Source organism: Paraburkholderia sp. CI2 (assembly GCF_014201055.1).
Classification (GTDB): Bacteria; Pseudomonadota; Gammaproteobacteria; order Burkholderiales; family Burkholderiaceae; genus Paraburkholderia; species Paraburkholderia tuberum.
Map to the genome: position 1 here is coordinate 61,582 of NZ_JACHDL010000008.1, position 23,579 is coordinate 85,160.

21 protein-coding genes are annotated in these 23,579 nt (G+C 65.9%); 13 read left to right on the forward strand and 8 right to left on the reverse strand.

The genetic code is table 11. The features are described 5' to 3' along the window. Positions 1–157 precede the first annotated feature (157 nt). Together fdx and iscX are read left to right on the forward strand one after the other, a co-directional pair. Positions 158–499: an ISC system 2Fe-2S type ferredoxin gene (fdx, locus tag HDG32_RS13545; protein ID WP_090800789.1), complete on the forward strand. Its 342-nt coding sequence runs from the start codon at positions 158–160 to the stop codon at positions 497–499. A gap of 15 nt (positions 500–514) precedes the next feature. Then, positions 515–712 (forward strand): Fe-S cluster assembly protein IscX, encoded by a 198-nt coding sequence (gene iscX, locus HDG32_RS13550; protein WP_027198111.1) that lies wholly within the window; start codon positions 515–517, stop codon positions 710–712. A gap of 102 nt (positions 713–814) precedes the next feature. Here iscX and HDG32_RS13555 read toward each other — a convergent pair whose 3' ends face one another. The 5 genes from HDG32_RS13555 to HDG32_RS13575 all read right to left on the reverse strand — a co-directional run bounded on the left by HDG32_RS13555 (position 815) and on the right by HDG32_RS13575 (position 7,640). Further along, positions 815–1,549, reverse strand: a complete 735-nt coding sequence (locus tag HDG32_RS13555; RefSeq protein ID WP_184067550.1) for a glycine zipper 2TM domain-containing protein — start codon at positions 1,547–1,549, stop codon at positions 815–817. A 343-nt stretch (positions 1,550–1,892) separates the two neighbouring features. Beyond that, entirely contained in the window at positions 1,893–3,419 is a 1,527-nt protein-coding gene (gene lysS / locus HDG32_RS13560; protein ID WP_184067553.1) for a lysine--tRNA ligase, read from the reverse strand. 174 nt (positions 3,420–3,593) lie between these two features. Next, a protein-coding gene (prfB, locus tag HDG32_RS13565; RefSeq protein ID WP_184067556.1) for a peptide chain release factor 2 occupies positions 3,594–4,698 on the reverse strand; the annotation gives its coding sequence in 2 pieces (ribosomal slippage) (positions 3,594–4,616 and positions 4,618–4,698; 1,104 coding nt in all). A 109-nt stretch (positions 4,699–4,807) separates the two neighbouring features. Next, entirely contained in the window at positions 4,808–6,514 is a 1,707-nt protein-coding gene (recJ, locus tag HDG32_RS13570) for a single-stranded-DNA-specific exonuclease RecJ (RefSeq protein ID WP_184067559.1), read from the reverse strand. 16 nt (positions 6,515–6,530) lie between these two features. After that, positions 6,531–7,640, reverse strand: coding sequence for a regulator (locus HDG32_RS13575; RefSeq protein WP_184067561.1), 1,110 nt, complete (start codon positions 7,638–7,640; stop codon positions 6,531–6,533). Between the two features lie 305 nt (positions 7,641–7,945). Here HDG32_RS13575 and HDG32_RS13580 point away from each other — a divergent pair, with 305 nt between their 5' ends. The 9 genes from HDG32_RS13580 to ftsB all read left to right on the forward strand — a co-directional run bounded on the left by HDG32_RS13580 (position 7,946) and on the right by ftsB (position 19,172). After that, positions 7,946–9,199 carry a lipoprotein-releasing ABC transporter permease subunit gene (locus HDG32_RS13580; protein ID WP_184067564.1) on the forward strand — a complete coding sequence of 418 codons (1,254 nt, stop codon included), beginning with the start codon at positions 7,946–7,948 and terminating at the stop codon, positions 9,197–9,199. Positions 9,200–9,230: 31 nt separating this feature from the next. Beyond that, positions 9,231–9,947, forward strand: coding sequence for a lipoprotein-releasing ABC transporter ATP-binding protein LolD (gene lolD / locus HDG32_RS13585; RefSeq protein WP_409340030.1), 717 nt, complete (start codon positions 9,231–9,233; stop codon positions 9,945–9,947). A gap of 43 nt (positions 9,948–9,990) precedes the next feature. Beyond that, positions 9,991–10,779, forward strand: a complete 789-nt coding sequence (locus tag HDG32_RS13590) for a TatD family hydrolase (RefSeq protein WP_184067570.1) — start codon at positions 9,991–9,993, stop codon at positions 10,777–10,779. Between the two features lie 115 nt (positions 10,780–10,894). Further along, positions 10,895–13,546, forward strand: coding sequence for a DNA internalization-related competence protein ComEC/Rec2 (locus tag HDG32_RS13595; RefSeq protein ID WP_184067573.1), 2,652 nt, complete (start codon positions 10,895–10,897; stop codon positions 13,544–13,546). Between the two features lie 116 nt (positions 13,547–13,662). Further along, the gene (locus HDG32_RS13600) at positions 13,663–14,466 is read left to right on the forward strand and encodes an alpha/beta fold hydrolase (RefSeq protein WP_184067577.1); all 804 of its coding nucleotides are present in this window, start codon (positions 13,663–13,665) and stop codon (positions 14,464–14,466) included. 142 nt (positions 14,467–14,608) lie between these two features. Beyond that, positions 14,609–16,270, forward strand: a complete 1,662-nt coding sequence (locus HDG32_RS13605) for a CTP synthase (protein WP_184022401.1) — start codon at positions 14,609–14,611, stop codon at positions 16,268–16,270. Further along, positions 16,267–17,121 (forward strand): 3-deoxy-8-phosphooctulonate synthase, encoded by an 855-nt coding sequence (kdsA, locus tag HDG32_RS13610; RefSeq protein WP_184067580.1) that lies wholly within the window; start codon positions 16,267–16,269, stop codon positions 17,119–17,121. Before HDG32_RS13605 ends, kdsA begins: the two co-directional genes overlap by 4 nt. Before the next feature lie 215 nt (positions 17,122–17,336). After that, a complete protein-coding gene (gene eno / locus HDG32_RS13615; protein WP_184067582.1) occupies positions 17,337–18,620 on the forward strand; it encodes a phosphopyruvate hydratase in 1,284 nt (427 codons plus the stop codon). A gap of 114 nt (positions 18,621–18,734) precedes the next feature. Further along, positions 18,735–19,172 carry a cell division protein FtsB gene (gene ftsB / locus HDG32_RS13620; RefSeq protein ID WP_184067585.1) on the forward strand — a complete coding sequence of 146 codons (438 nt, stop codon included), beginning with the start codon at positions 18,735–18,737 and terminating at the stop codon, positions 19,170–19,172. Between the two features lie 95 nt (positions 19,173–19,267). Here ftsB and HDG32_RS13625 read toward each other — a convergent pair whose 3' ends face one another. The 3 genes from HDG32_RS13625 to HDG32_RS13635 all read right to left on the reverse strand — a co-directional run bounded on the left by HDG32_RS13625 (position 19,268) and on the right by HDG32_RS13635 (position 21,371). Continuing rightward, positions 19,268–19,630 carry a hypothetical protein gene (locus HDG32_RS13625; RefSeq protein WP_184067588.1) on the reverse strand — a complete coding sequence of 121 codons (363 nt, stop codon included), beginning with the start codon at positions 19,628–19,630 and terminating at the stop codon, positions 19,268–19,270. A 202-nt stretch (positions 19,631–19,832) separates the two neighbouring features. Beyond that, a complete protein-coding gene (hslO, locus tag HDG32_RS13630; RefSeq protein ID WP_090800759.1) occupies positions 19,833–20,783 on the reverse strand; it encodes an Hsp33 family molecular chaperone HslO in 951 nt (316 codons plus the stop codon). Positions 20,784–20,846: 63 nt separating this feature from the next. After that, entirely contained in the window at positions 20,847–21,371 is a 525-nt protein-coding gene (locus HDG32_RS13635; protein ID WP_184004143.1) for a gamma carbonic anhydrase family protein, read from the reverse strand. A gap of 279 nt (positions 21,372–21,650) precedes the next feature. On the opposite strand from HDG32_RS13635, the gene HDG32_RS13640 reads away from it, so the two are divergent. Together HDG32_RS13640 and HDG32_RS13645 are read left to right on the forward strand one after the other, a co-directional pair. Continuing rightward, positions 21,651–22,556 (forward strand): ferritin-like domain-containing protein, encoded by a 906-nt coding sequence (locus HDG32_RS13640; protein ID WP_184067591.1) that lies wholly within the window; start codon positions 21,651–21,653, stop codon positions 22,554–22,556. A 70-nt stretch (positions 22,557–22,626) separates the two neighbouring features. After that, positions 22,627–23,511, forward strand: a complete 885-nt coding sequence (locus HDG32_RS13645) for an alpha/beta fold hydrolase (protein WP_184067594.1) — start codon at positions 22,627–22,629, stop codon at positions 23,509–23,511. Positions 23,512–23,579 lie beyond the last annotated feature (68 nt).

Sequence of the window (23,579 nt, forward strand, 5' to 3'; positions counted from 1 at the left end):
CGACGCGCGCTCAGGCCACGCACGAACTGCGCCCCCCACGAACCACCGATCGCGCCCGCGCGGACTTAAAAAGTCCGCGCGGCGCCAGTAAAATGGCACGGAGCCTGCACCCGGCATTGCTGGCAGCCGCCGTGCCTCAGACCCAAACGGAAACTGTATGCCTCAAATCGTTGTGCTGCCTCACGTCGAACTGTGCCCGGAAGGCGCGGTGATCGACGCCGTTCCCGGCAAGAGCATCTGCGACAACCTGCTCGATAACGGTATCGAAATCGAGCATGCGTGCGAGAAGTCGTGCGCGTGCACGACCTGCCACGTAATCGTGCGTGAGGGTTTCGCCGCCTTGACGCCATCCGAGGAAGACGAGGACGATCTGTTGGACAAGGCATGGGGGCTGGAACCGGCTTCGCGCCTGTCGTGTCAGGCGGTCATGCCGGACGAGCAGGATCTGGTCGTCGAAATTCCGCGTTACTCGATCAATCACGCGAAGGAAAACCACTAACAGGAGGGTGCCGCCATGAAGTGGACCGATACGCAAGACATCGCGATGGCTCTGACGGACAAGCATCAGGACGTCGATCCACAGCAGGTGCGTTTCACCGACCTGCACCGCTGGGTGACCGAGCTCGAAGGCTTCGACGACGATCCGAACCGTTCGAGCGAAAAGATTCTCGAAGCGATTCAGGCGGCATGGATCGAAGACGCGGATTATTGAACGCGTGTTCGAACGGGTGCATTGAACTCCAAAGAAAAGGCGATTCCGATGGAATCGCCTTTTTTCATGGCGCGTCGACGAACGTTGGGCGCCGAGCTCAGCTCAGTCGGCGACGAGGCCGCCGTTCTGAACGCGCACGCGCTCGCCGTCGCGCAACGGCGGCGCCTCGCTATAGGTGAAGTAGCGCGTCTTGCCGTCTTCCATGTGCACGCGCACCGAATACGACGTCGTGCTGCGCAGATGTTTTTCGACCGAGTTGCCGGCGAACCCGCCGCCCAGCGCGCCGAGCAGCGTCATCGCGGTACGCCCGCCGCCGGCGCCGAATTGATTACCGACGACGCCCCCGGCCACCGCACCGCCGACCGCGCCAATGCCGGTGCCATGTCCTTCATGCCGAACCGCCGAGATCGCGACGACGGTGCCGCAAGTCGAGCAATAAGCGGCATGCGGCGCCGGCTGCTGCGCATACTGCGGCGCCGCTTGCGGCTCGGGCTGTGGCGCATATTGCGGCGCGGCCTGTGCCTGCTGTTGCTGCGCGTATTGCTGCTGGGTCGGAGCGGCGGCAGGGGCGGCCGGCACCGCTTGCTGAGCCTGATCCTGCCGCTGTTGCGCAGATGGCTTGACCGGCGCGGCCGATTCGACGACGCCCGGCGCTTGCGTGCTGACCTGCGCGGCCTGCGTCTGATCGTTCTGTGCGCCGTTGCCCGACGCCTTCGGGAACACGCCGGTGATCGCCGCGGTAGCGACGAGACTCGCGACGAGCACCGCGCCGGCGGCCACCGCGATCAACGGATGAAGACGACGTGGCTGCGTGGGTTGATGAGTAGGGTTGTCCATGTAGGGCCTCCGTTTCTGACAGAGCCGACTTCTTGTGAGACTGAGTGTGGGGCAATTCGATCCGGGCAGCGTTTCTATTTGTAACCGCTCAGGTGGCGCCCTCGGGCGTGGGTAGGCGCCCTTCACGCGGTGCACTTTGGTGTCAACAAACTTCTAAGACCATCGAGTCCGCGGCGACTTGCGCGCGAACGAGCAGCTTTTACCGCTGGTTACAAACGATGAGAAGCAGAAAACGGTCCCGCAAAGCGAAAGCGCGCGCATAAGAAAACGCCCGGCATCAACCGGGCGCTCTTCAAACCATCGCATTGCGCGAAGCACAACGAGCGCTCGCGCCCAGCGTCGCTCAGTCTTCGCGACGCAGATGCGGGAACAGAATCACGTCGCGGATGCTCGGGCTATCGGTCAGCATCATGACCAGACGATCGATGCCGATACCGCAGCCGCCCGCCGGCGGCATGCCGTACTCGAGCGCGCGGATGTAGTCGGCGTCGTAGAACATCGCTTCCTCGTCGCCGGCGTCTTTCTGGTCGACCTGCTTCTTGAAGCGCGCGGCCTGATCTTCCGGATCGTTGAGCTCCGAGAACCCGTTGGCGATTTCGCGGCCGGTGATGAACAGCTCGAAACGCTCGGTGATGCCTGCCACCTTGTCCGACGCACGCGCGAGCGGCGACACCTCGATCGGGTAGTCGATGATGTAGGTCGGCTCCCACAGTTGCGACTCGGCGGTCTCTTCGAACAGCGCCAGTTGCAGCGAGCCGACGCCCGCGTTGAGGAACTGCGGCTGCGACGCATCGACGCCGAACTTCTTCAGCTCGGCGCGCAGGAACGTGCCGTCGGCGAGCTGCTCGTTCGTGTATTGCGGCGCGTATTTCTGGATCGCCTGCGTGATCGTGAGCCGATGGAACGGCTTCGACAGATCGAGCTCGCGACCCTGATAAGTGATGGTGGCCGTGCCGAGCGCATCGATCGCGGCCTGGCGAATCAGCTGCTCGGTGAAGTCCATCAGCCACTTGTAATCGGTGTAGGCCGCGTAGAACTCGATCATCGTGAATTCCGGGTTGTGGCGCACGGATACGCCCTCGTTGCGGAAATTACGATTGATCTCGAACACGCGCTCGAAGCCGCCCACCACCAGCCGCTTCAGGTACAGCTCCGGCGCGATGCGCAGGAACATCTGCATGTCGAGCGCGTTGTGGTGCGTCGAGAACGGCTTGGCCGCCGCGCCGCCCGGAATCGGGTGCAGCATCGGTGTTTCGACTTCCATGAAGTTCGCGTCGGCCATGTACTTGCGGATCGACGAAATCGCCTTCGTGCGCGCGACGAACGTGCGGCGCGTTTCCGGCGTGACGATCAGATCGACATAGCGCTGGCGGTACTTCATTTCCTGGTCGGCGAGACCGTGGAACTTGTCCGGCAGCGGACGCAGCGACTTCGACAGCAGACGCAGCTCCGTGCAGCGCACCGATAGCTCGCCCTTGTTGGTGCGAAACAGCACGCCGCGCGCGGCGACGATGTCGCCCATGTCCCACTTCTTGAACGCGTCGTAGGTCTCCTGACCGACGTCGGCCGGTGTGATGAAGAACTGGATCTGACCCGAGCCGTCGCGCACGGTTGCGAAACTTGCCTTGCCCATCACGCGTTTCAGCATCATGCGGCCGGCGATCGCGACTTCGAGCGGATTCGCTTCGAGCGCTTCCTTGTCGGCGTGCTCGTACTGCGCCTGCAGATCTTCGGCGTGGTGCGTGGGACGGAAATCGTTCGGATAGGCGACGCCTCGCTCACGCAGTTCGCGCAGCTTTTCGCGGCGCTCGGCGATGATCTTGTTGTCGTCCGCTTCGGGCACGACAGTCGGCTGGGTCGGTTCAGTCATGATGATTTGGTATTCGGTGGCCCGCCGCGGAGTGCTCCGCTGGCGGGAAGCCAGTCAGTGTAAAAACCTCAGGCGGTACTGGAAAAACGGCGAACAAATAGCGTGGAAGCAACGCAAAGGCGCCAACGAAGAAGGCGCGGTCCCGATCGGTGAACGGGGCGGCGCCGTGCGCGCCTAGACGCCCTGTTTCAGGCTCGCGCTGATGAACGGATCGAGGTCACCGTCGAGCACGCTCTTCGTATTGCTGATTTCGACGTTGGTGCGCAGATCCTTGATGCGGCTGTTGTCGAGCACGTACGAACGGATCTGATGGCCCCAACCCACATCGGTCTTGCCGGCTTCCAGCTTGTCCTGCTCGGCCTGACGCTTGCGGATTTCCGCTTCGTACAGGCGCGATTTCAGCATCGCCATGGCTTCGGCGCGGTTGCGGTGCTGCGAGCGGTCGTTCTGGCACTGCACGACGATGCCCGACGGCATGTGCGTGATACGCACCGCGGAGTCGGTCTTGTTGATGTGCTGACCGCCCGCGCCCGAAGCACGGTACGTGTCGATGCGCAGGTCGGCCGGGTTGATGTCGACTTCGATCGAGTCGTCGATTTCCGGGTACACGAACACCGACGAGAACGACGTGTGACGACCGCCCGACGAGTCGAACGGCGACTTGCGCACGAGCCGGTGCACGCCGGTTTCGGTACGCAGGAAGCCGTACGCGTAGTCGCCTTCGATCTTGATCGTAGCGTTCTTGATGCCGGCGACGTCGCCTTCGGTCTGCTCGAGCACTTCGGTCTTGAAGCCCTTGCGCTCGCAATAACGCAGATACTGGCGCAGCAGCATCGACGCCCAGTCGCACGCCTCGGTGCCGCCGGCGCCGGCCTGGATGTCGAGAAAGGCGTTGTTGGGATCGGCCGGGTTCGCGAACATCCGGCGGAATTCCATGTCGGCGACGCGTGCCTCGATGGCTTGGGCGTCACCCTCGCAGGCGAGCAGCGTGTCGTCGTCGGCTTCTTCGCGTGCCATCGCGAACAGGTCTTGCGCGTCGCGCACGTCGTTCGTGATCGACGTGAGCTTGCCGACCGTGTCGTCGAGCAGCTTCTTTTCCTTACCGAGCGCCTGGGCGTGCTTCGAGTCGTTCCAGACGTCCGGGTCTTCGAGTTCCCGGTTGACTTCGATTAGACGCAGTGCTTTGTCGTCGTAGTCAAAGATACCCCCGTAGGTCGTCCGCGCGCTTGCGCAGGTCGGCCAGAGAGGCTTCGATCGCGTTGAGACGTTCCGCTTCCATGTCGATCTTCTATTCTGCGTAAAAAGCAGAAATTATAGCCGATCGGCACGCCGCGCCGGAGCCTCGCGGGCGACCCAGCGCGTGTTCGCGATTGATTTTGCGGAAGATTTCAGCTCACCGCGTGCTCGACGATCAGTTGCACGCGCGACACGCCGTTCCATGTATCGCTCGCGAGCCGGTAGGCGACGGTGGTGCGCGCGGGCAGCGTGTCGGTGTGATTGAACCAGATCGCGTTGAAGCGCTGGCGGCCGCGCAGCAGTTGCAGCTTCAGGTGCTTGTCCTTCACCAACGCCTGCGAGGCGACCTCGAATTCGCCGGAGAACACCGGCGCCGGAAAACCCTGGCCCCAGACGGCCGCGTCGAGCATTTCGACGAATTGCGGCGTGAAGTACGCGTCTTCGAGCTCGCCGTCGGTTTCGATCGTGCGTGCGAGCGCCTCCGCGGACAGCCATTCGCGGCCGACCGCCTCGAACGCGGCGGTGAAGCGCGGCACGTCGGCGGCGGCGATCGTCAGGCCCGCGGCCATCGCGTGGCCGCCGAATTTGACGATCAGGTCCGGCTCGCGCTTCGAGATCAGATCGAGCGCGTCGCGCAGGTGGAAGCCCGCGATCGAGCGGCCCGAGCCCTTGACGAGCATGCCGGTACCGTCGGCCGGCGCGAACGTGAACGACGGGCGGTGGAACTTCTCTTTCAGCCGTCCCGCGACGATGCCGATCACGCCCTGATGCCAGCCCGGATTGAACAACGTGATCGTGGTCGCGCCGTCGGGATCGACCGTCGACAGGTCGTCCAGCGCCTGCTGCTGCATGCCGGCCTCGATTTCACGGCGCTCGCGGTTCATCGTGTCGAGCTGCTGCGCGAGTTCCCAGGCACGGCCAACGTCGTCGGTGGTCAGGCATTCGATGCCGAGCGACATGTCCGACAGCCGTCCCGCCGCGTTCAGGCGCGGTCCCAGCGCGAAGCCGAGGTCGAAGCCGGAGGCGTTGCGCGCATCGCGCGCGGCGGCGCGAAACAGCGCGGCGATGCCAGGCTGCATGCGGCCGCGGCGGATGCGCTGCAGACCTTGCGCGACCAGCACGCGGTTGTTGCCGTCGAGTTTGACGACATCGGCGACGGTGCCGAGTGCGACCAGATCGAGCAGACCGTCGAGGCGCGGCTCGGGCAGCGCGTCGCCGAACGCCCCACGGCGGCGCAGTTCGGCGCGCAGCGCGAGCAGCACGTAGAACATCACGCCGACGCCGGCGAGGCACTTGCTCGGGAATGTGCAGCCCGGCTGGTTCGGATTGACGATTGCGCGCGCGGCGGGCAGTTCGTCGCCGGGCAGGTGGTGGTCGGTGACGAGCACGTCGATGCCGAGGGCGTTGGCCGCCGCGACGCCGTCGACGCTCGCGATGCCGTTGTCGACGGTGATCAGCAGATCGGGCTTGCCGGCCGCGCTGCGCGCCGCCAGCTCGACGATGTCCGGCGTGAGCCCGTAGCCGTGCTCCATGCGGTTCGGCACCAGGTAGTCGATGCGCGCGCCGAACATGCGCAGCCCGCGCACCGCGACCGCGCAGGCGGTCGCGCCGTCGCAGTCGTAGTCGGCGACGACCAGCATGCGGCGCTGCTGCTGGAGCGCGTCGGCGAGCAGCGCGGCGGCCGCGTCGCAGCCCTTCAGTTCGGCTGGCGGCACGAGCCGCGCGAGGTCGGTTTCGACGTCCTCGGGCAGGCACACGCCGCGCGCTGCGTACAGGCGCGCGAGCACCGGATGCAGGCCGCAGCGGGTCAGCACTTCGGCGTCGACGGGGGAGCAGGGGCGTGTAACGATTCGGGTCATGCGGAAGGGCCGTGGATCATTCGATGAAAAGCGAGGCCAGCACGCGCCGCCGCCAGAATTTGCGCAGATCGCCGCGCGTGACCGTCAGCGTCACCGAGCCGGTGTCGCCGCACAGCGTGAGGCCGAGCTCGGCGAGTTCGCCCGACTGCAATGCCGCGAGCGCGGGCGCGAACCAGTCGGTCTGCAGCGCGGCGAATGCCTGGTTCCAGCGCGCCCAGTCCTGTTCGATGTAGGGCGCGGAGAAGGGGGCGAGTTCGACGAGCGTTGCGCCGCTGCCGTTGGTGGTGCCGCGCAGCGCCGCGGCCAGTTCGCGATACGACGCCGGCGGCGCGCCTGTCGCGACCCCCGCGCTGAGCGCGAGACCGCGCGTTGCGGCGGCATCGGACAGCACCTGCGCGAACGGACTGCGCACGCTCCGCGCGGCGCCTTGCGCGTGAAACCAGATCGAGTTGACGGCCGGCAGCCCGCGCGCCTCCCGCGCTTCGTTGACCGGATGCTCGAACCAGGCCATCTGCACTTCGTTCTGCAGCTTCATCCACGCGCGAGAGCGTTCGCCGGAATGCGCTTCGTGCGGCAACCAGATCTCGATGTTGCGGCCGCTCGCGCGCAACGGCGACGCGCCCGCTAGCGAGCCGAAAGCGTCGCTCGACAGATACCAGCGGATGGGCTTGGGCGCCTCGACGCGCACGCCGAGTTCCTCGATCAGCGGACGCGCGAGCGCGAGCAGCGTGCTCGCTTCGGCGTCCGACAGATTGAGCGACGCCGGGTCGATCAGCACCAGGTGGTCGTGCGCGATGTGCACGTGTACCGGCTGCACGCAGGCCCACGTCGCGTTGCCGGGTTCGCCGCCGTCGGCGCGCAGCATGTAGGGCGCGAGCGGGGCTTCGTCGGCGGCGGCCGAGGCGCCGTCGGGCAGCGCGCCGAATTGTCGCGCGACCCAGCGCTCGTGCGGCAGCGTGCGCTGAAAATCCTCGCCGATCACGCGTTCGATCAGCGTCGCGCGCGCGATCAGCCTGTCGAGAGCGGGGCACTGGATGTCGTGAAGCGCGGTGGAGGCGTCGGCCGCGGCAGGCAGCGCGAAGGGCAGCAGAAGATGGAGGCGGTCGGCAGGCATGATGCTGCGCATTGTAGGGCAAACGGTGCGAGTATTTCGACGAAGCGCGGCCGGTTCGTCGATGGCGCGGCCGAGGCACGTCCTTTGCGCGAGCCGGCGGCATTGTGTGGCAAACTTCGCGCTTGATCGCCGGACCCGGCAGGGTGGCGCACCGCGGCGCCGCGCCTCTATGCGCCGGCAGAGCCGCACAGCGGCCGGGCGCACGAGGAACGATCCGCGCCGCCGCGAGCCCAACGATCACGACGCTCGGGCCGCACGGCGGACGTCGATGTCCGCCGGTCCCGACATACAGTCGAAGAACGCACAAAAGGATTCGCTTGAAATTTCCCTACGAATGGCAGATTGGCTGGCGCTACACACGCGCCGGCAAACGCACGACCGGTAACGGCTTCATTTCGTTCATCGCGCTGGTGTCGATGTCGGGCATCGCGCTTGGCGTCGCGGCGCTGATCGTCGTGTTGTCGGTGATGAACGGCTTTCAGAAAGAGGTGCGCGACCGCATGCTGTCGGTGCTCGCGCACGTCGAGATCTTTTCGCCGACCGGTTCGATGCCCGACTGGCAGCTGACCGCGAAGGAGGCGCGCCAGAACAAGGAGGTGATCGGCGCGGCGCCCTACGTCGAGGCCCAGGCGCTGCTGACGCGCCAGGACGCGGTGAGCGGCGTCGCGTTGCGTGGCATCGAGCCGACGCTCGAGCCTGAAGTGTCGGACATCGGCAAGGAAATGAAGGGCGGCAAGCTGGCCGACCTCGTGCCCGGCGGCTTCGGCATCGTGCTCGGCGCCGATCTCGCGGCCAATCTCGGCGTGCAGCTGAACGACAAGATCACGCTCGTCGCGCCCGAAGGCACGATCACGCCGGCCGGCATGCTGCCGCGCCTGAAGCAGTTCACGGTGGTCGGCATCTTCGAGTCGGGCCATTACGAATACGACAGCACGCTCGCGCTGATCAACATCAAGGACGCAGAGGCGCTGTTCCGGCTGCCCGCACCGACCGGCGTGCGGCTGCGCCTCACCGACATGCAGCGCGCGCCGGAAGTCGCGCATCAGCTCGCGCGCACGCTGTCGGGCGATCTGTACATCCGCGACTGGACCCAGCAGAACAAGACCTGGTTCTCGGCGGTGCAGATCGAGAAGCGCATGATGTTCATCATCCTGACGCTGATCATTGCGGTGGCCGCGTTCAATCTTGTGTCGTCGCTGGTGATGACGGTGACCAACAAGCAGGCCGATATCGCGATCCTGCGCACGCTCGGCGCGCAGCCCGGCTCGATCATGAAGATCTTCGTCGTGCAGGGCGTGACGATCGGCTTCATCGGCACGGCGACCGGCGTCGTGCTCGGCTGTCTGATCGCGTGGAGCATTCCGTGGCTCGTGCCGATGATCGAGCATCTGCTCGGCGTGCAATTCCTGCCGCCGTCGGTGTACTTCATCAGCGAGCTGCCGTCCGAGCTGGTTCCGGCGGACGTCGCGCGCATCGGCCTCATCGCGTTCGTGCTGTCGGCGCTCGCGACGCTCTATCCGAGCTGGCGCGGCGCGAAGGTCCGTCCGGCGGAGGCGCTGCGCTATGAATGACCGCCTCGTCCATCCCTCAACCGATTCATCCATGACCGCTCAGGACTCCGCGTCGCATCCGTTCGTGCTCGAAGCCACCGGCATTTCCAAAGCGTTCGTGCAGGGCGGGCTGAACGTGCAGGTGCTCAACAATGCGCAACTCGCCGTGCGGCGCGGCGAGAAGCTCGCGATCGTCGGCGCGTCGGGCTCCGGCAAGAGCACGCTGCTGCACGTGCTCGGCGGTCTCGACGACCCGAGCGCGGGCCACGTGTCGGTGCTCGGCAAGCCGTTCACGAAGCTCTCCGAGCGCGAGCGCAACGACCTGCGCAATCGCGCGCTCGGTTTCGTGTATCAGTTTCACCATCTGTTGCCGGAGTTTTCCGCGCTCGATAACGTCGCGATGCCGCTGCGGATTCGTCGCGAGACGACCGAAGTCGCGCGCCGCGAGGCCATGGCGGTGCTGGAGCGCGTCGGCATGGGGCATCGCGCGAAGCATCGGCCGGGCGAGCTGTCGGGCGGCGAGCGTCAGCGTGTCGCGATCGCGCGTGCGCTCGTCACGAAGCCCGCCTGCGTGCTCGCCGACGAGCCGACCGGTAACCTTGACGGCGGCACCGCCGACACGGTCTTCAACCTGATGCTCGAACTGTCGCGCACGCTCGAGACGAGCTTCGTGATCGTCACGCACGACCCGGAGCTGGCGGGCCGCTGTGATCGCATCATGCGGTTGCGCGACGGCGTGCTGCACGAAGAGCCGCCAGTGCCGGTCTGAGTGCGGGCCGGCACGGTCCGTCCTCTTGCCAGCGAGATAACCCATGTGGATCGACACGCACTGCCATCTCGACGCTTCGGAGTTCGACGCCGACCGTGATGCGGTTGCGGCGTCCGCGCGCCATGCGGGGGTGTCGCGCATCGTGATTCCGGCGATCGGGCGACAGAACTTCGCGGCGGTGCGCGAGCTCGCGCATCGCGTCGACGGCGGCGCCTACGCGCTCGGCATTCATCCGCTGTTCACGCCGCACGCCGTCGATGCCGACCTCGACCTGTTGCGCATGGAGATCGAGGCGAGTCTCGACGATCCGCGCTTCGTCGGCATCGGCGAGATCGGGCTCGACTATTTCGTCGACGGCCTCGACGATGCGCGCCAGCAGTTTTTCTACAACGGCCAGTTGCAGCTCGCGCGCGAATTCGATTTGCCGGTCATCTGCCATGTGCGCAAATCGCAGGATCAGGTGATCAAAGGGCTGCGCCGGCATCAGATTCATCGCGGCATCGCGCACGCGTTCAATGGCAGTTTCCAGCAGGCGCAGGCGTACATCGATCAGGGCATGCATCTTGGGTTCGGCGGCAACCTCACGTTCGAGCGCGCCCGGCAGATCCGGCGACTCGCCGAACAGCTGCCGTTCGATGCGCTGGTCGTCGAGACCGACGCGCCGGATATCGCGCCGTCGTGGATGTACAGGCAGCGCAATTCACCCGAGCAGATTCCGGCGATCGGCGCGAGCCTCGCGCGACTGCGCGGTGTCACTTCCGACGCAGCCGCCCTTGGCACAACGGCTAACGCGCTCGCCGCGCTGCCGCGACTCGCGCTTTCCTCTGCATAATCGATTCCGTTGATCGAAAGGGTTCGCGTCGGGCGATCCCCTCGCCCGGCGGGCTCGCTGCTGCCCGTTCGCTGGCGCGGTGACGAGGCCGGGCGCCAACGGGTACGGAGGGCGGATGAGGGCGGTCTGGTGTGGATTTGCGTTGGGCGTGGTCTGGCTGCAGCGACAGGCGGTGTTGCCGGATACAGGCGCATGGTGCGCGTTGATACTGGTCGGCTGCACGGCGGCCGGCGTTGCGGTGTGGGGTTTGCGTGGCGGCGGAGCGGCTGCGGCGGCGGGTGTGACAGGTGTGACAGGTGCGGCCGGTGCGGCGCTCCGGCGCGACTACGAGCGGGACTTCTCGCACCAGCTCGCTAGCCGCGTATGGCGCGACGCTCGCATGCGGCGGGTGACCGGTTGGGGCGCGGTATGGTGCGCGGCGATTTGCGTCGGCTTCGGCTACGCGGCCGTGCGCGCGCAAACGCGGCTCGCGGTGAGCCTGCCGCACGAGTGGGAAGGGCGCGATATCGAGGTGGTCGGCACGATCAAGGGATTGCCGACGCGTGACGACAAAGGCGCGCGCTTCCTGTTCGACGTCGATACGAACGGTGCGCGGCTCGCCGCTTTCCCGCGCGTGATCCAGCTAACCTGGATCGCGCGCGACGCCGCGGCGCCGCGGCTCGAACCGGGCGAACGCTGGCGTCTGACCGTGCGCCTGAAGCGCCCGCACGGCAACGCGAATTTCGGCGTGCGCGATGCAGAGGCGAGTCTGCTCGCGCGCAACGTCCGCGCGACCGGCTACGTGAGCGTGCCGGACCATGCGCGGCGCCTGGCCGGTCACGCGCGCGGGCTCGCCGTGCTGGTCGACCGCTGGCGCGCCGGGTTGCGTGCGCGTATCGACACGGTGCTTGCCGATGCGCCGCATCGCGGCATCGTCGTCGCGCTCGCGATCGGCGCGCAGGACGAAGTGAGCCCCGCCGACTGGCAATTGATGCGCGGCACCGGCACGAGTCATCTGGTGGCGATTTCGGGCTTGCATCTCGGCTTGGTCGCGGGGCTGACCGGCTGGCTCGCGGCGGCAATCTGGAGGCGTTCGGGGTGGCTCGGCCGCAACTGGCCGCTGCGCTTGCCCGCGCAGCTCGTCGGCGTGACGGCCGGTGCGATGTTCGCCGCACTGCATGCCGCGCTCGCGGGCTTCAACGTGCCAGCGCAACGCGCGCTGTGGATGGCCGCGCTCGTCGCGCTGGCGTTCGTCGGCGGCCGGCAGCTAGCGCGCTCGACGGTGCTCGCGTGGGCGCTCGGGCTCGTGCTGCTGGTCGATCCGTGGGCGGTCGTGTCGGCCGGATTCTGGCTGTCGTTTTGCGCAGTCGGCGCGATCCTGTTCGCGATGTCGGGGCGGCCGCGCGTGCGGGTTCCACTGGCGTCCCGTCATCATGACGACGAGGAGGGCAGCGCGGCGCGTCCCGTATCGATCCGGCGTCTGCGCGTGCTCGCCGAACGGTTGCGCAGCGCCGCTCACGCGCAGTTCGCGGTGACGGTCGCGCTGGCGCCGCTGACCGCCTACTGGTTCGCGCAAATTCCGCTCGCCGGTCCGCTCGCGAACGCGTTCGCGATTCCCTGGGTGAGCCTGCTCGTCACGCCGACGGTGCTCGCGGGCGTCGCATTGCCCGCGCCGCTCGATGCGTTCGCGTGGCGCGCCGCGCACACGCTGCTCGATGGTCTCGCGGCCGGCCTGCAACTGGCGTCGGGACCGCGCTGGACGCTGTGGTGGCTGCCGCAGCCGCATGCGTGGGCGCTGGCCGCGGCGGCGCTCGGTGTGCTGTGGTGTCTCGCGCCGCGCGGCTGGCCACTGCGCTGGGCGGCGCCGCTGTCGTGGCTGCCGCTGCTGATGCCCAGCGCAAGCGGCGCACTCGCCGAGCCATCAGGCGCGTTCCGTCTGACTGCGCTCGATGTCGGGCAGGGCTCGTCGGTGCTCGTGCAGACCGCGCATCACGCGTTGCTGTTCGATGCGGGTCCCGGTCCGGAATCGAGCCACGCTGGCGAGCGCGTGGTGGTGCCGTTCCTGCGGGCGCAAGGCGTGACGACGCTCGATACGCTGATGATCAGTCACGCCGACTCGGATCATGCGGGCGGCGCCCCTGCCGTTTTCGATGCGATCGAGGTGCGTCAGCTGGTGGCTGCTCTGGAGCCGGACAATCCGCTGTGGCCGAAGGCAAAACAGCATGGCACGCAGACGCTGCCGTGCGTGGCGGGGCAGCGCTGGCAGTGGGATGGTGTTGAGTTCGCCGTGCTGTGGCCTGACGTCGGGGCACTCACGGGCAAGGCGAACGAGCATTGCTGCGTGTTGAGGGTCAGCACGTTGCCGCCCACCAACGCAAGCCAGGCGGCGGCGTTCGTCGGTGCGAACGCGCCGCGTTTCACGGCCCTGCTGACCGCCGACATCGAAGCGCCGACCGAACGCGCGCTGCTCGCGCGCGATCCCGCTATGCTGCGCGCGCAAGTGTTGATGGTGCCGCATCATGGCAGCAAAACGTCGTCGACCGAGCCGTTCCTCGACTCTATCGATCCGTCCATCGCGTTATTTCAGGTAGGCTACGAGAATCGCTTCCATCATCCGAATGCGGGCGTGTTCGCGCGCTACGCGGCGCGTCATATCGAACTCGGGCGCAGCGATCGCGATGGCGCCGTGAGGGTCGACGTCGATCCGGGCGCGCGCGGTGAGGAGGGCGCCGCGCTGACGCTCGAGCGCTATCGGGACACGCAGCGCCGCTACTGGATGGAGCCCTGAGCGCGTCGCGGCCCGATGAGTGCAACAGCGCAGACAACAGGCGCAAGCAGCGGTATAAGCAGCGGCACAGGCAAAGCACCGCCCACGCGTAAAAAACACAACGGAGATCGCCGCAGTTGAAAAACATCATCCATTTCTCGCATGCGAACGGCTTTCCGGCCTCGACTTACCGGACGATCTTCGCCGAGCTCTCCGACGACTACGACGTGCGCTCGATCGAGCGGATCGGCCATGATCCGCGCTTTCCGGTCACGCAGGACTGGCCCCATCTGGTCGAGCAACTGCTTGACGATATCGCCCGCAAGTACGAGCAGCCGGTGTGGCTCGTCGGGCATTCGCTCGGCGGTTATCTGTCGCTGATGGCGGCGCTGAAAAAGCCGCAGTGGGTGAGGGGCGTCGTGATGCTCGACTCGCCGGTGATCGCCGGCTGGCGCAGCAGCATGCTGCGCGTGTCGCAATGGACCGGGCTCGACGAGCGGCTGTCGCCTGCCGCCGCGACGCGCAAGCGGCGCACGCAATGGACGAGCCGTGACGAAGCATGGCGGCACTTCCATTCGAAGCCCGCGTTCGTGCGCTGGGACGAGCGCATGCTGTCCGACTACATCGACTTCGGCATTCCGCAGAGTTCGCCCGACGGCACCCGGGTGCTCGCGTTCGATCGTCGCATCGAATACCAGATCTACCGGACGCTGCCGCATACGCTCGGCGCGCGGCTCGCGCGCGGCGCGCCGGTGCCGGTCGGGTTCATCGCCGGGAAACGCTCGAAGGAAATCCGCCAGGCCGGGCTCGACGCGACGCGACGCGCGACCGGCGGGCATGTCGAGTGGATCGAGGGCAGCCATCTGTATCCGATGGAAAAGCCGATCGAAACCGCGCGCGCGGTGCAACGCATGCTGCGTGAGCTGGAGCGAACCGCCTGACGTGCTGCGCGCACGAAGCGGGCCCCAAACCGCTGCGCCGGCTGCCACGCGAGGCGGCCTCGGCACGCGTGGGTCGGCCGTTTTTTGCTGGGTCGGGAACATCCTTTACGGTATAATCCGTTTTTCCCGCGAGCATCCAGCGATGACCAAATATGTTTTCGTCACCGGCGGCGTAGTATCTTCCCTCGGCAAGGGTATTGCCGCCGCTTCCCTCGCCGCGATCCTCGAATCGCGCGGTCTTAAAGTCACCCTCCTCAAACTCGATCCCTACATCAACGTCGACCCCGGCACGATGAGCCCGTTTCAGCACGGCGAAGTGTTCGTGACGGAAGACGGAGCGGAAACCGACCTCGACCTCGGCCACTACGAGCGCTTCATCAGCACGAAGATGCGCAAGGCCAACAACTTCACCACGGGCCAGATTTACGAGTCGGTAATCCGCAAGGAACGCCGCGGCGATTATCTCGGCAAGACCGTGCAGGTCATCCCGCACATCACGAACGAAATCCAGGCATTCGTCGAGCGCGGCGCAGCGTCTGCGACGTGCGGCGAGCCGGATGTCGCGATCGTCGAAGTGGGTGGCACGGTGGGTGACATCGAATCGCTGCCGTTCCTCGAAGCCGCGCGCCAGATGAGCCTGCGCCTCGGCCGCAACAGCGCGTGCTTCGTGCACCTGACGCTGGTGCCCTGGGTCGCCACGGCCGGCGAACTCAAAACCAAGCCCACCCAGCACAGCGTGCAGAAGCTGCGCGAAATCGGCATTTCGCCGCACGTGCTGCTGTGCCGTGCCGACCGCCGCATTCCGGACGACGAGCGCGCGAAGATCTCGCTGTTCTCGAACGTGCCCGAAGACGCGGTGATTTCCGTGTGGGACGCGGACAGCATCTACAAGATTCCGCAGATGCTGCACGACCAGGGTCTCGACGCGATCATCTGCGAAGAGCTGAAGCTCACGCCGAAGGCGGCGGACCTGTCCATGTGGTCGGACCTCGTCGAGAAGCTGCAGAACCCGAAGCACGAAGTGACGATCGGCATGGTCGGCAAGTACGTCGATCTGACCGAGTCGTACAAGTCGCTGATCGAAGCGCTGCGTCATGCGTCGATGCATACGTCGACGCGCGTGAATATCGAGTACATCGACTCCGAAGAAATCGAAACGCAAGGCGTCGGGAGCCTCAAGCATCTCGACGCGGTGCTCGTGCCGGGCGGCTTCGGCCGTCGCGGCACCGAAGGCAAGATCGCCGCGATCCGTTATGCGCGCGAAGCGAAGGTGCCGTATCTCGGCATCTGCCTCGGCATGCAGCTCGCCGTGATCGAATTCGCCCGCGACGTCGTCGGCCTGAAGGACGCGAACAGCACCGAATTCGATCAGGAAACGAAGAACCGCGTGGTCGCGCTGATCACCGAGTGGTACGACCGCGAAGGCCGAGTCGAGAAGCGTACCGAAGAGTCGGATCTCGGCGGCACGATGCGCCTCGGCTCGCAGCGCTGCCCGATCAAGCCCGGCACGCTCGCCGAAGAGATCTACGGCACCGATGTGAACGAACGCCACCGTCACCGTTATGAGGTGAATAACCGTTTCGTGCCCCAGCTCGAAGGCGGTGGCCTTATCATTAGCGCCCGTACCCCGAGCGAGGATTTGCCGGAAATGATGGAGCTGCCGCGCAGCATGCACCCGTGGTTCGTCGGCGTCCAGTTCCACCCTGAATTCACGTCTACGCCGCGTGACGGTCATCCGCTGTTCAAGTCGTTCGTCGAAGCGGCGCTCGCGCATCAGCAGTCGAGGGTCGAGGAGAAAGCATGAAACTGGGCGATTTCGACGTCGGGCTCGACAAGCCGTTTTTCCTGATCGCCGGTACCTGTGTCGTCGAATCGGAACAGATGACGATCGACACGGCCGGCCGCCTGAAGGAAATCTGCGCGAAGCTGAACATTCCGTTCATCTACAAATCGTCGTACGACAAGGCCAATCGCAGCAGCGGCAAGTCGTTTCGCGGTCTGGGCATGGACGAAGGTCTGCGCATCCTGTCGGAAGTGAAGCGCCAGCTCGGTCTGCCGGTGCTGACCGACGTGCACGCCGAACACGAGATCGAGCAGGTGGCGTCGGTCGTCGACGTGCTGCAAACGCCCGCGTTCCTGTGCCGTCAGACCGACTTCATCCACGCGTGCGCGCGCTCGGGCAAGCCGGTCAACATCAAGAAGGGCCAATTTCTCGCGCCGCACGACATGAAGAACGTGATCGACAAGGCGCGCGACGCCGCGCGTGAAGCGGGTCTGTCGGAAGACCGTTTCATGGCGTGCGAGCGCGGCGTGTCGTTCGGCTATAACAACCTCGTGTCGGACATGCGTTCGCTCGCGATCATGCGCGAGACCAACGCGCCGGTCGTGTTCGACGCGACGCATTCGGTGCAGTTGCCGGGCGGTCAGGGCACGAGCTCGGGCGGCCAGCGCGAATTCGTGCCGGTGCTCGCGCGCGCCGCGGTCGCGGTCGGCGTCGCCGGTCTGTTCATGGAAACGCACCCGAATCCGGCGCAAGCGAAGTCGGACGGGCCGAACGCGGTGCCGCTCAATCGCATGGCCGGGCTGCTCGAGACGCTCGTCACGCTCGACCGGGCCGTCAAGCGCGGGCCGTTCCTCGAAAGCGATTTCAACTGATTCAGGTGTGCGCCGCGTGTCACGATTGCACTCGATAATCGACCCGCGGCGTTTTCGCATAATGGTCGTCGAACGTATCGGCGCGCGAGCTGTCTGTCGGGGAGACCGGCAGGCGCTTTGCATGGGACCGGAGTAGGCGCTAAAGCGCCAACTCCGGTTCGACAGCGCGATGCAAGGTCACAGTAAAGAATTCAACGTCATCCTTTGAGGAAACCATGAGTGCTATCGTAGACATCATCGGTCGAGAGATTCTCGATTCGCGAGGCAACCCCACCGTCGAATGCGACGTGCTGCTCGAGTCAGGCACGATGGGGCGCGCGGCCGTACCGTCAGGCGCGTCGACCGGCTCGCGCGAAGCGATCGAACTGCGCGACGGCGAAGCCGGCCGCTACGGCGGCAAGGGTGTGCTGAAGGCCGTCGAGCACATCAACACGGAAATCTCCGAAGCGATCATGGGTCTCGACGCTTCCGAGCAGGCGTTCCTCGACAAGACGCTGCTCGAGCTCGATGGCACCGACAACAAGTCGCGCCTCGGCGCGAACGCGATGCTGGCCGTGTCGATGGCTGTCGCGAAGGCCGCGGCCGAGGAGGCCGGTCTGCCGCTGTACCGCTACTTCGGCGGCTCGGGCGCCATGCAACTGCCGGTGCCGATGATGAACATCGTCAACGGCGGCGCGCATGCGAACAACAGCCTGGACATCCAGGAATTCATGATCGTGCCGGTCAGCCAGCCGAGCTTCCGCGAAGCACTGCGCTGCGGCGCCGAAGTGTTCCACGCGCTGAAGAAGATCCTGTCGGACCGCGGCATGAGCACGGCAGTCGGCGACGAAGGCGGCTTCGCACCGAACTTCGGCAGCAACGAGGAATGCCTGTCCACTATCTTGCAAGCCATCGAGAAAGCAGGCTACCGCGCCGGTGAAGACGTGCTGCTCGCGCTCGACTGCGCGGCGAGCGAGTTCTACCACGACGGCAAGTACCAGCTCGCGGGCGAAGGCCTGCAGCTGTCGTCGACGGAATTCGCGGACTACCTCGCGAACCTCGCCGACAAGTTCCCGATCGTGTCGATCGAAGACGGCATGCACGAGAGCGACTGGGAAGGCTGGAAGACGCTGACCGACAAGCTCGGCAACAAGGTCCAGCTGGTCGGCGACGACCTGTTCGTGACGAACACGCGCATCCTGAAGGAAGGCATCGAGAAGGGCATCGCGAACTCGATCCTGATCAAGATCAACCAGATCGGCACGCTGACGGAAACCTTCGCGGCGATCGAAATGGCCAAGCGCGCGGGCTACACGGCGGTGATTTCGCACCGTTCGGGCGAAACTGAAGACTCGACGATCGCGGACATCGCAGTCGGTCTGAACGCCGGCCAGATCAAGACAGGTTCGCTGTCGCGTTCCGACCGCATCTCGAAGTACAACCAGCTGCTGCGTATCGAGGAAGATCTCGGCGATATCGCGAGCTACCCGGGCAAGTCGGCCTTCTACAATCTGCGCTAAGCGGTCTTCGCCAGATTGTTCACGCCGATCGATGAGCCGGTTATCCTTCGTTTCTGATTGACCTCGCCGCCCTGCGTATAGCGCAGGGCGGCGCGTATTTATTGTGCTTACTTCATGCGGCTTGTCACTGCTGTCCTGATCGTTCTGCTGGCGTTGATCCAGTACCCGCTCTGGTGGGGGCACGGCGGCTGGCTGCGCGTGCATGAGTTGCAGGGACAACTCGCGCAGCAACTGCAGAAGAATGCCGACGCGAAGCTGCGCAACGAGCGCATCCAGGGCGAAGTGCAGGACCTGCAGAATGGCACGGCCGCGGTCGAAGAGCGGGCGCGCTACGAAATGGGCATGGTCAAGGACGGCGAAGTGTTCGTGCAGTTCGTGTCGCCGAACCAGCCGTTGCCGTTGGCGAATACGCCGTCGGCGAACACCTCGACGCGCGGTGAGGTGTCGGTCGCGCCGCTGCATGTGGTGCCGAATCCGGAGTCGCGCGCGAAGCCGGATCGCAAGCATGGCGGGAAGGCAGCGGCTGCGAAGGAGAAGAAGCCGGTGCACTGAGGTTCGATATTTCGCATCGGCCTCGCAGGAAGGCGCAAAAAAAGCGCGGTTCATCTTGAACCGCGTTTTTTTGTTTTTATGCTGCCGTGTTCGCCCTACCAGCCCCAATACGGCCCGAACCCGACGCCGATCCCGGTTCCCCAGCCACGTCCCCAGCCGCCGCTCGAGAAGCCCGCGGAAAACCTCACGGGCGGCGAACGCGAGTAATAGCGCGACCAGGCTTGCGCGGCGGCGTCCGCGGCCATCGTCTGATTCTGTTCGAACATGACCTGTTGCTCGATCGCGTCATAGCGCGCGCGTTCCTCCGGTGTCAGCGTCTGCGTATGACTGATGGCTTCGGCCTGATCGGGCGGCAGACGGCTCAGAATCGGCGCTGGACCACGCGGATCGATCGAGCAGCCGGCCAGCACCGCGCTGCCCGTGAGGACGGCAAGCATCAACGAAAGCGTGTGCTTCATGGTCGAATCTCCATCGGTCCGAGGCTCGAGCAAGCGTCTTCCAAAGCGCAGCGCCGCATGCATCGTTCCAAAGTATCGACGCCGCGCTCAAAAGCAACGCGCCGCCCGAGCCGTGACGAGGCATGGGGCGGCGCGGTCAGGACTTGCGTTGAAGAGCCCGATCAGTTCACGGGCACGTACTCCGCTTCGGCGAAAGCGCGGTCTAGTGCCGCTGCGCGGCCGCCGGCGTCACACCTTGTGAGAGTCCGCCGGCCACGAAAAGTTGCGCGACGTCGACCGGGTCGAACTCGTAGCGCTGATTACAAAACTCGCAGTGAATCTCGACGTGGCCGCGTTCCTCGATCACGCTGTCGACTTCATCGCGGCCAAGCATCTTCAGCATCGCGCCGACTTTTTCGCGCGAGCACGTGCATTCGAAGCGCGCGGTAACCGGCTCGAAATGCTGGACGTTTTCCTGCCAGAACAGGCGTCGGAACACCGTCTCAGGTTCTTCCTTCAGCAGCTCGTCGTGCGACAGCGTGCCGCCGAGCGTGCACACGCGTTCCCACGTATCCGCGTCGAGCTCGCCCGGATGCGGGACGATGCCGCCGTCGCCCGGCAGTTTCTGCAGCAGCATGCCGACCGCGCGCTCGGTGTTCGCCGCGAGCCACATGCGCGTGTCGAGCTGCTCGGAGTGATGCATATAGTGCTCGAGCACCTCGGCGATCGACTTCAGCGCTCCGTCCACGCCCGACAGCGGCACGATACTCTGGTACGGCTGCTGGCCGGGCTGCTTGGCGGTCGGGTCGAGCGTGATCACGCAGCGGCCGTAGCCGCTCGCGTTCACCAGATCGATGAGCGAGGTCGTGTCGTCGATCGTATGGGCGGCTTCGCCGGACAGCTTCGCGGTGGCGCGCATCGTCAGGTTCGAGCTGCACTGCACGACCAGCATCTTGACCGGGCCATCGCCGAAAATCTGCATGACGAGCGTGCCGTCGAACTTCAGGTTCGCCGACAGCAGCGCGCACGCGGCCATCATTTCGCCCAGAATCGTTCGCACGGGCGCCGGATAATCGCGGCGCGTCAGCACGTCCTGCCAGGTATTGCGCAGGGAAACGATCTCGCCGCGCACCGGCGCCGCGCTGAACATGAATTTTTGCAACTGGTCGCTCACAACTTTTCCTCGCTGGAATGACGCGGCATGACGCCGCGCCTTTGCGCACCGCGCGCCGGCCGTCTAGCCGATGCGTACGAGCTGCGCCTTGAAATACTCGCGGCGCCCGGCATAGCTTGCCGCGCCGCGCTGCATGTTGGCGATATCCGCTTCCGTCAGTTCGCGCACCGCCTTCGCGGGCGCGCCGAGGATCAGCGTATTGTCGGGAAACACCTTGCCCTCGGTGACGATGGCGCCCGCTCCGACCAGACAGTTGCGGCCGATCACCGCGCCATTCAAGACCACCGCCTGAATTCCGATCAACGCGCCTTCCTTGATCGTGCAGCCGTGCAGCATCGCCTGATGGCCGATCGTCACGTTTGACTCGACCGTCAGCGGATAGCCGGGGTCGGTGTGCAGCACCGCGCTTTCCTGCACGTTGCTGCCGGCGCCGATCGTGATCGGCTCGTTGTCGCCGCGCAGGGTCGCGCCGAACCACACGCTCGCGTTCTCCTCGAGCGTTACGTTGCCGATGATGTTCGCCGAATCCGCGACGAACACGCTTTCATGAATGATCGGGGCGGCTTCGCCCAGCTTGTAAATCGTCACAATGTCTCCTTGTTGGTCAGAGCCGGGCCTTCGGTGACTCCGATCCTGTGCGCGATGATGGTCTGATCGGTTGCCACGCATGGGCGGGACGGCGCGCAGCCGGCGCGGTGCGAGGTTGGCGGTCTTGCGTCGCCAACTGACGGGCGTGCCCGAAAGCGCGCCGGTTGGTCGAATCGGGTATTGTAAACGGTTGTGTGCTTGAGCCGCTTGGCCGCTCGCGCGCGGCTCAGCCGCCGTCTGTCCGCCGTCTTTTCCGCCTCCAACGCCGATCTGTTTGTCATGACGTCCGCCGCTTCGCCCGTTTCTGTCGCTTCTCCCGCATCGAATTCTCACGACGAGCCGCCGTGCGCGCGCCGCGCCGCGCTCGCCGCGTTGCGCGAGCGGGATCCGGCCGCGAAGGCCGCGGCGGCCCGCGAGCTGTACGCTGCGGTACTCGACGGTCGCGCGCTCTGTGACTCCGGCCTCGATCTCGCCGAGCCCACTGGCCTGCCGGGCCGCCCCGAACGGCCCGAACTGGTCGAACCGCGCCAACTCGGTCGACGCAGCATGCAGTCGCCGCAGGGCCGCGCGGTGCTGCTCCACGCGCTCGCGCACATCGAGTTCAATGCGATCAATCTGGCGCTCGACGCCATCTGGCGTTTCCCCGGCATGCCCGCCGGGTTCTATACCGACTGGCTCAAAGTCGCCGCTGAAGAGGCGTATCACTACTCGCTGCTCGCCGCGCGTCTCGCCGAATATGGCCACGCGTACGGCGACTTCCCGGCGCACGGCGGCCTATGGGACATGTGCGAGCGCACCCGCGGCGACGTGCTCGCGCGCATGGCGCTCGTGCCGCGTACGCTCGAAGCGCGCGGCCTCGACGCGTCGCCGCCGATCCGCGCGCGTTTGCAGCAGGCCGGCGATCACGCGTCGGCGGCGATTCTCGACGTGATCCTGCGCGATGAAATCGGCCACGTGCTGATCGGCAACCGCTGGTTTCGTCACCTGTGCGACGCGGACGGCCTCGATCCGCACCACACCTATCTGCGTCTCGCCGACCAGTATCACGCGCCGAAACTGCGTGGCCCGTTCAATTTCGAAGCGCGCCGCGACGCTGGTTTCGACGATGCCGAGCTCGCCGCGCTCGCGAGTCAGGATGCGCAGCAAGCCGTGCAGGCAACGGACGACCGAGCATCGCGTCAATAAACCGTTACCACTTCTTGCGCCGCTGTTCTTATAATCGAACGACCATTCTTTTTTTACGGGTGCGCCGTTCATGAATACATCCCGCTCTGAGTTCGTTGCCGCGCGCGGCGTCCGGCTGCACGTGCGGCGCTGGGGCCATCCCGATGCGCGGATACTGTTCATGCTGCACGGCTGGATGGACGTCGGCGCGTCGTTCCAGTTCGTCGTCGATGCGCTCGGTGGCGACTGGCAGGTGATCGCGCCCGACATGCGCGGCTTCGGTCTGTCCGACTGGCCGGTCGCCGAGCGCGGCGGCGGCAGCTACTGGGTGCAGGACTATCTCGGCGATCTCGACGCGCTGATCGACCACTACGCGCCCGACGGCCAGGTGAACCTCGTCGGTCACAGCATGGGCGCGAACGTCGTGTGCCTGTATGCGGGCGTGCGGCCGCAGCGGGTACGGCGCGTGGTCGATCTGGAAGGCTTCGGGTTCGCGCGATCGCATCCGGAGCAGGCGCCGAAGCGCCTGCTCAATTGGCTCGACGACTTGCGCGATCCACCGCAGCTCAAGCGCTACGCGTCGCTCGACGAGGTCGCCGCGCGCCTGATCAAAACCAATCCGCGCCTCGATCCGCGGCGTGCGCAATTTCTCGCGCAGCACTGGTCGAAGCCGGATGGCGAAGGGCGCTTCATGCTGCTCGCCGATCCGGCGCACAAGGTCCGCGGCCCGACGCTGTATCGCCTCGACGAGGTGATGGCGGTGTGGCGTAAGGTCAGCGCGAAGGTGCTGCACGTCGAGGCCGCCGGCTCGCCGACGCTCGCGCAGATCGCCGGCGACATTCCGCTCGCCGAATTCAAGGCGCGTTTCCAGGCGTTTCCCGATTGGCGCGAGAAGATCATCGACGGCGCGGGGCACATGCTGCATCACGACCAGCCGGAGCAGATCGCCGCGTTGATCGAGGGGTTCTGCACCTGACACCGCGCCTGAAGCTACGTTTGAAACGGCGCTCGTGGGTCGCCCGGAGCTCGCGGGATCGGCGCTGA

What these genes read in the sequence shown, in the direction of transcription:
- fdx (WP_090800789.1), top strand. Translation starts at nt 158, where the DNA reads ATGCCTCAAATCGTTGTGCTGCCTCACGTCGAACTGTGCCCGGAAGGC.
- iscX (WP_027198111.1), top strand. Translation starts at nt 515, where the DNA reads ATGAAGTGGACCGATACGCAAGACATCGCGATGGCTCTGACGGACAAG.
- HDG32_RS13555 (WP_184067550.1), bottom strand. Translation starts at nt 1,549, where the DNA reads ATGGACAACCCTACTCATCAACCCACGCAGCCACGTCGTCTTCATCCG.
- lysS (WP_184067553.1), bottom strand. Translation starts at nt 3,419, where the DNA reads ATGACTGAACCGACCCAGCCGACTGTCGTGCCCGAAGCGGACGACAAC.
- recJ (WP_184067559.1), bottom strand. Translation starts at nt 6,514, where the DNA reads ATGACCCGAATCGTTACACGCCCCTGCTCCCCCGTCGACGCCGAAGTG.
- HDG32_RS13575 (WP_184067561.1), bottom strand. Translation starts at nt 7,640, where the DNA reads ATGCGCAGCATCATGCCTGCCGACCGCCTCCATCTTCTGCTGCCCTTC.
- lolD (WP_409340030.1), top strand. Translation starts at nt 9,231, where the DNA reads ATGACCGCTCAGGACTCCGCGTCGCATCCGTTCGTGCTCGAAGCCACC.
- HDG32_RS13590 (WP_184067570.1), top strand. Translation starts at nt 9,991, where the DNA reads ATGTGGATCGACACGCACTGCCATCTCGACGCTTCGGAGTTCGACGCC.
- HDG32_RS13595 (WP_184067573.1), top strand. Translation starts at nt 10,895, where the DNA reads ATGAGGGCGGTCTGGTGTGGATTTGCGTTGGGCGTGGTCTGGCTGCAG.
- HDG32_RS13605 (WP_184022401.1), top strand. Translation starts at nt 14,609, where the DNA reads ATGACCAAATATGTTTTCGTCACCGGCGGCGTAGTATCTTCCCTCGGC.
- kdsA (WP_184067580.1), top strand. Translation starts at nt 16,267, where the DNA reads ATGAAACTGGGCGATTTCGACGTCGGGCTCGACAAGCCGTTTTTCCTG.
- eno (WP_184067582.1), top strand. Translation starts at nt 17,337, where the DNA reads ATGAGTGCTATCGTAGACATCATCGGTCGAGAGATTCTCGATTCGCGA.
- ftsB (WP_184067585.1), top strand. Translation starts at nt 18,735, where the DNA reads ATGCGGCTTGTCACTGCTGTCCTGATCGTTCTGCTGGCGTTGATCCAG.
- HDG32_RS13625 (WP_184067588.1), bottom strand. Translation starts at nt 19,630, where the DNA reads ATGAAGCACACGCTTTCGTTGATGCTTGCCGTCCTCACGGGCAGCGCG.
- HDG32_RS13640 (WP_184067591.1), top strand. Translation starts at nt 21,651, where the DNA reads ATGACGTCCGCCGCTTCGCCCGTTTCTGTCGCTTCTCCCGCATCGAAT.
- HDG32_RS13645 (WP_184067594.1), top strand. Translation starts at nt 22,627, where the DNA reads ATGAATACATCCCGCTCTGAGTTCGTTGCCGCGCGCGGCGTCCGGCTG.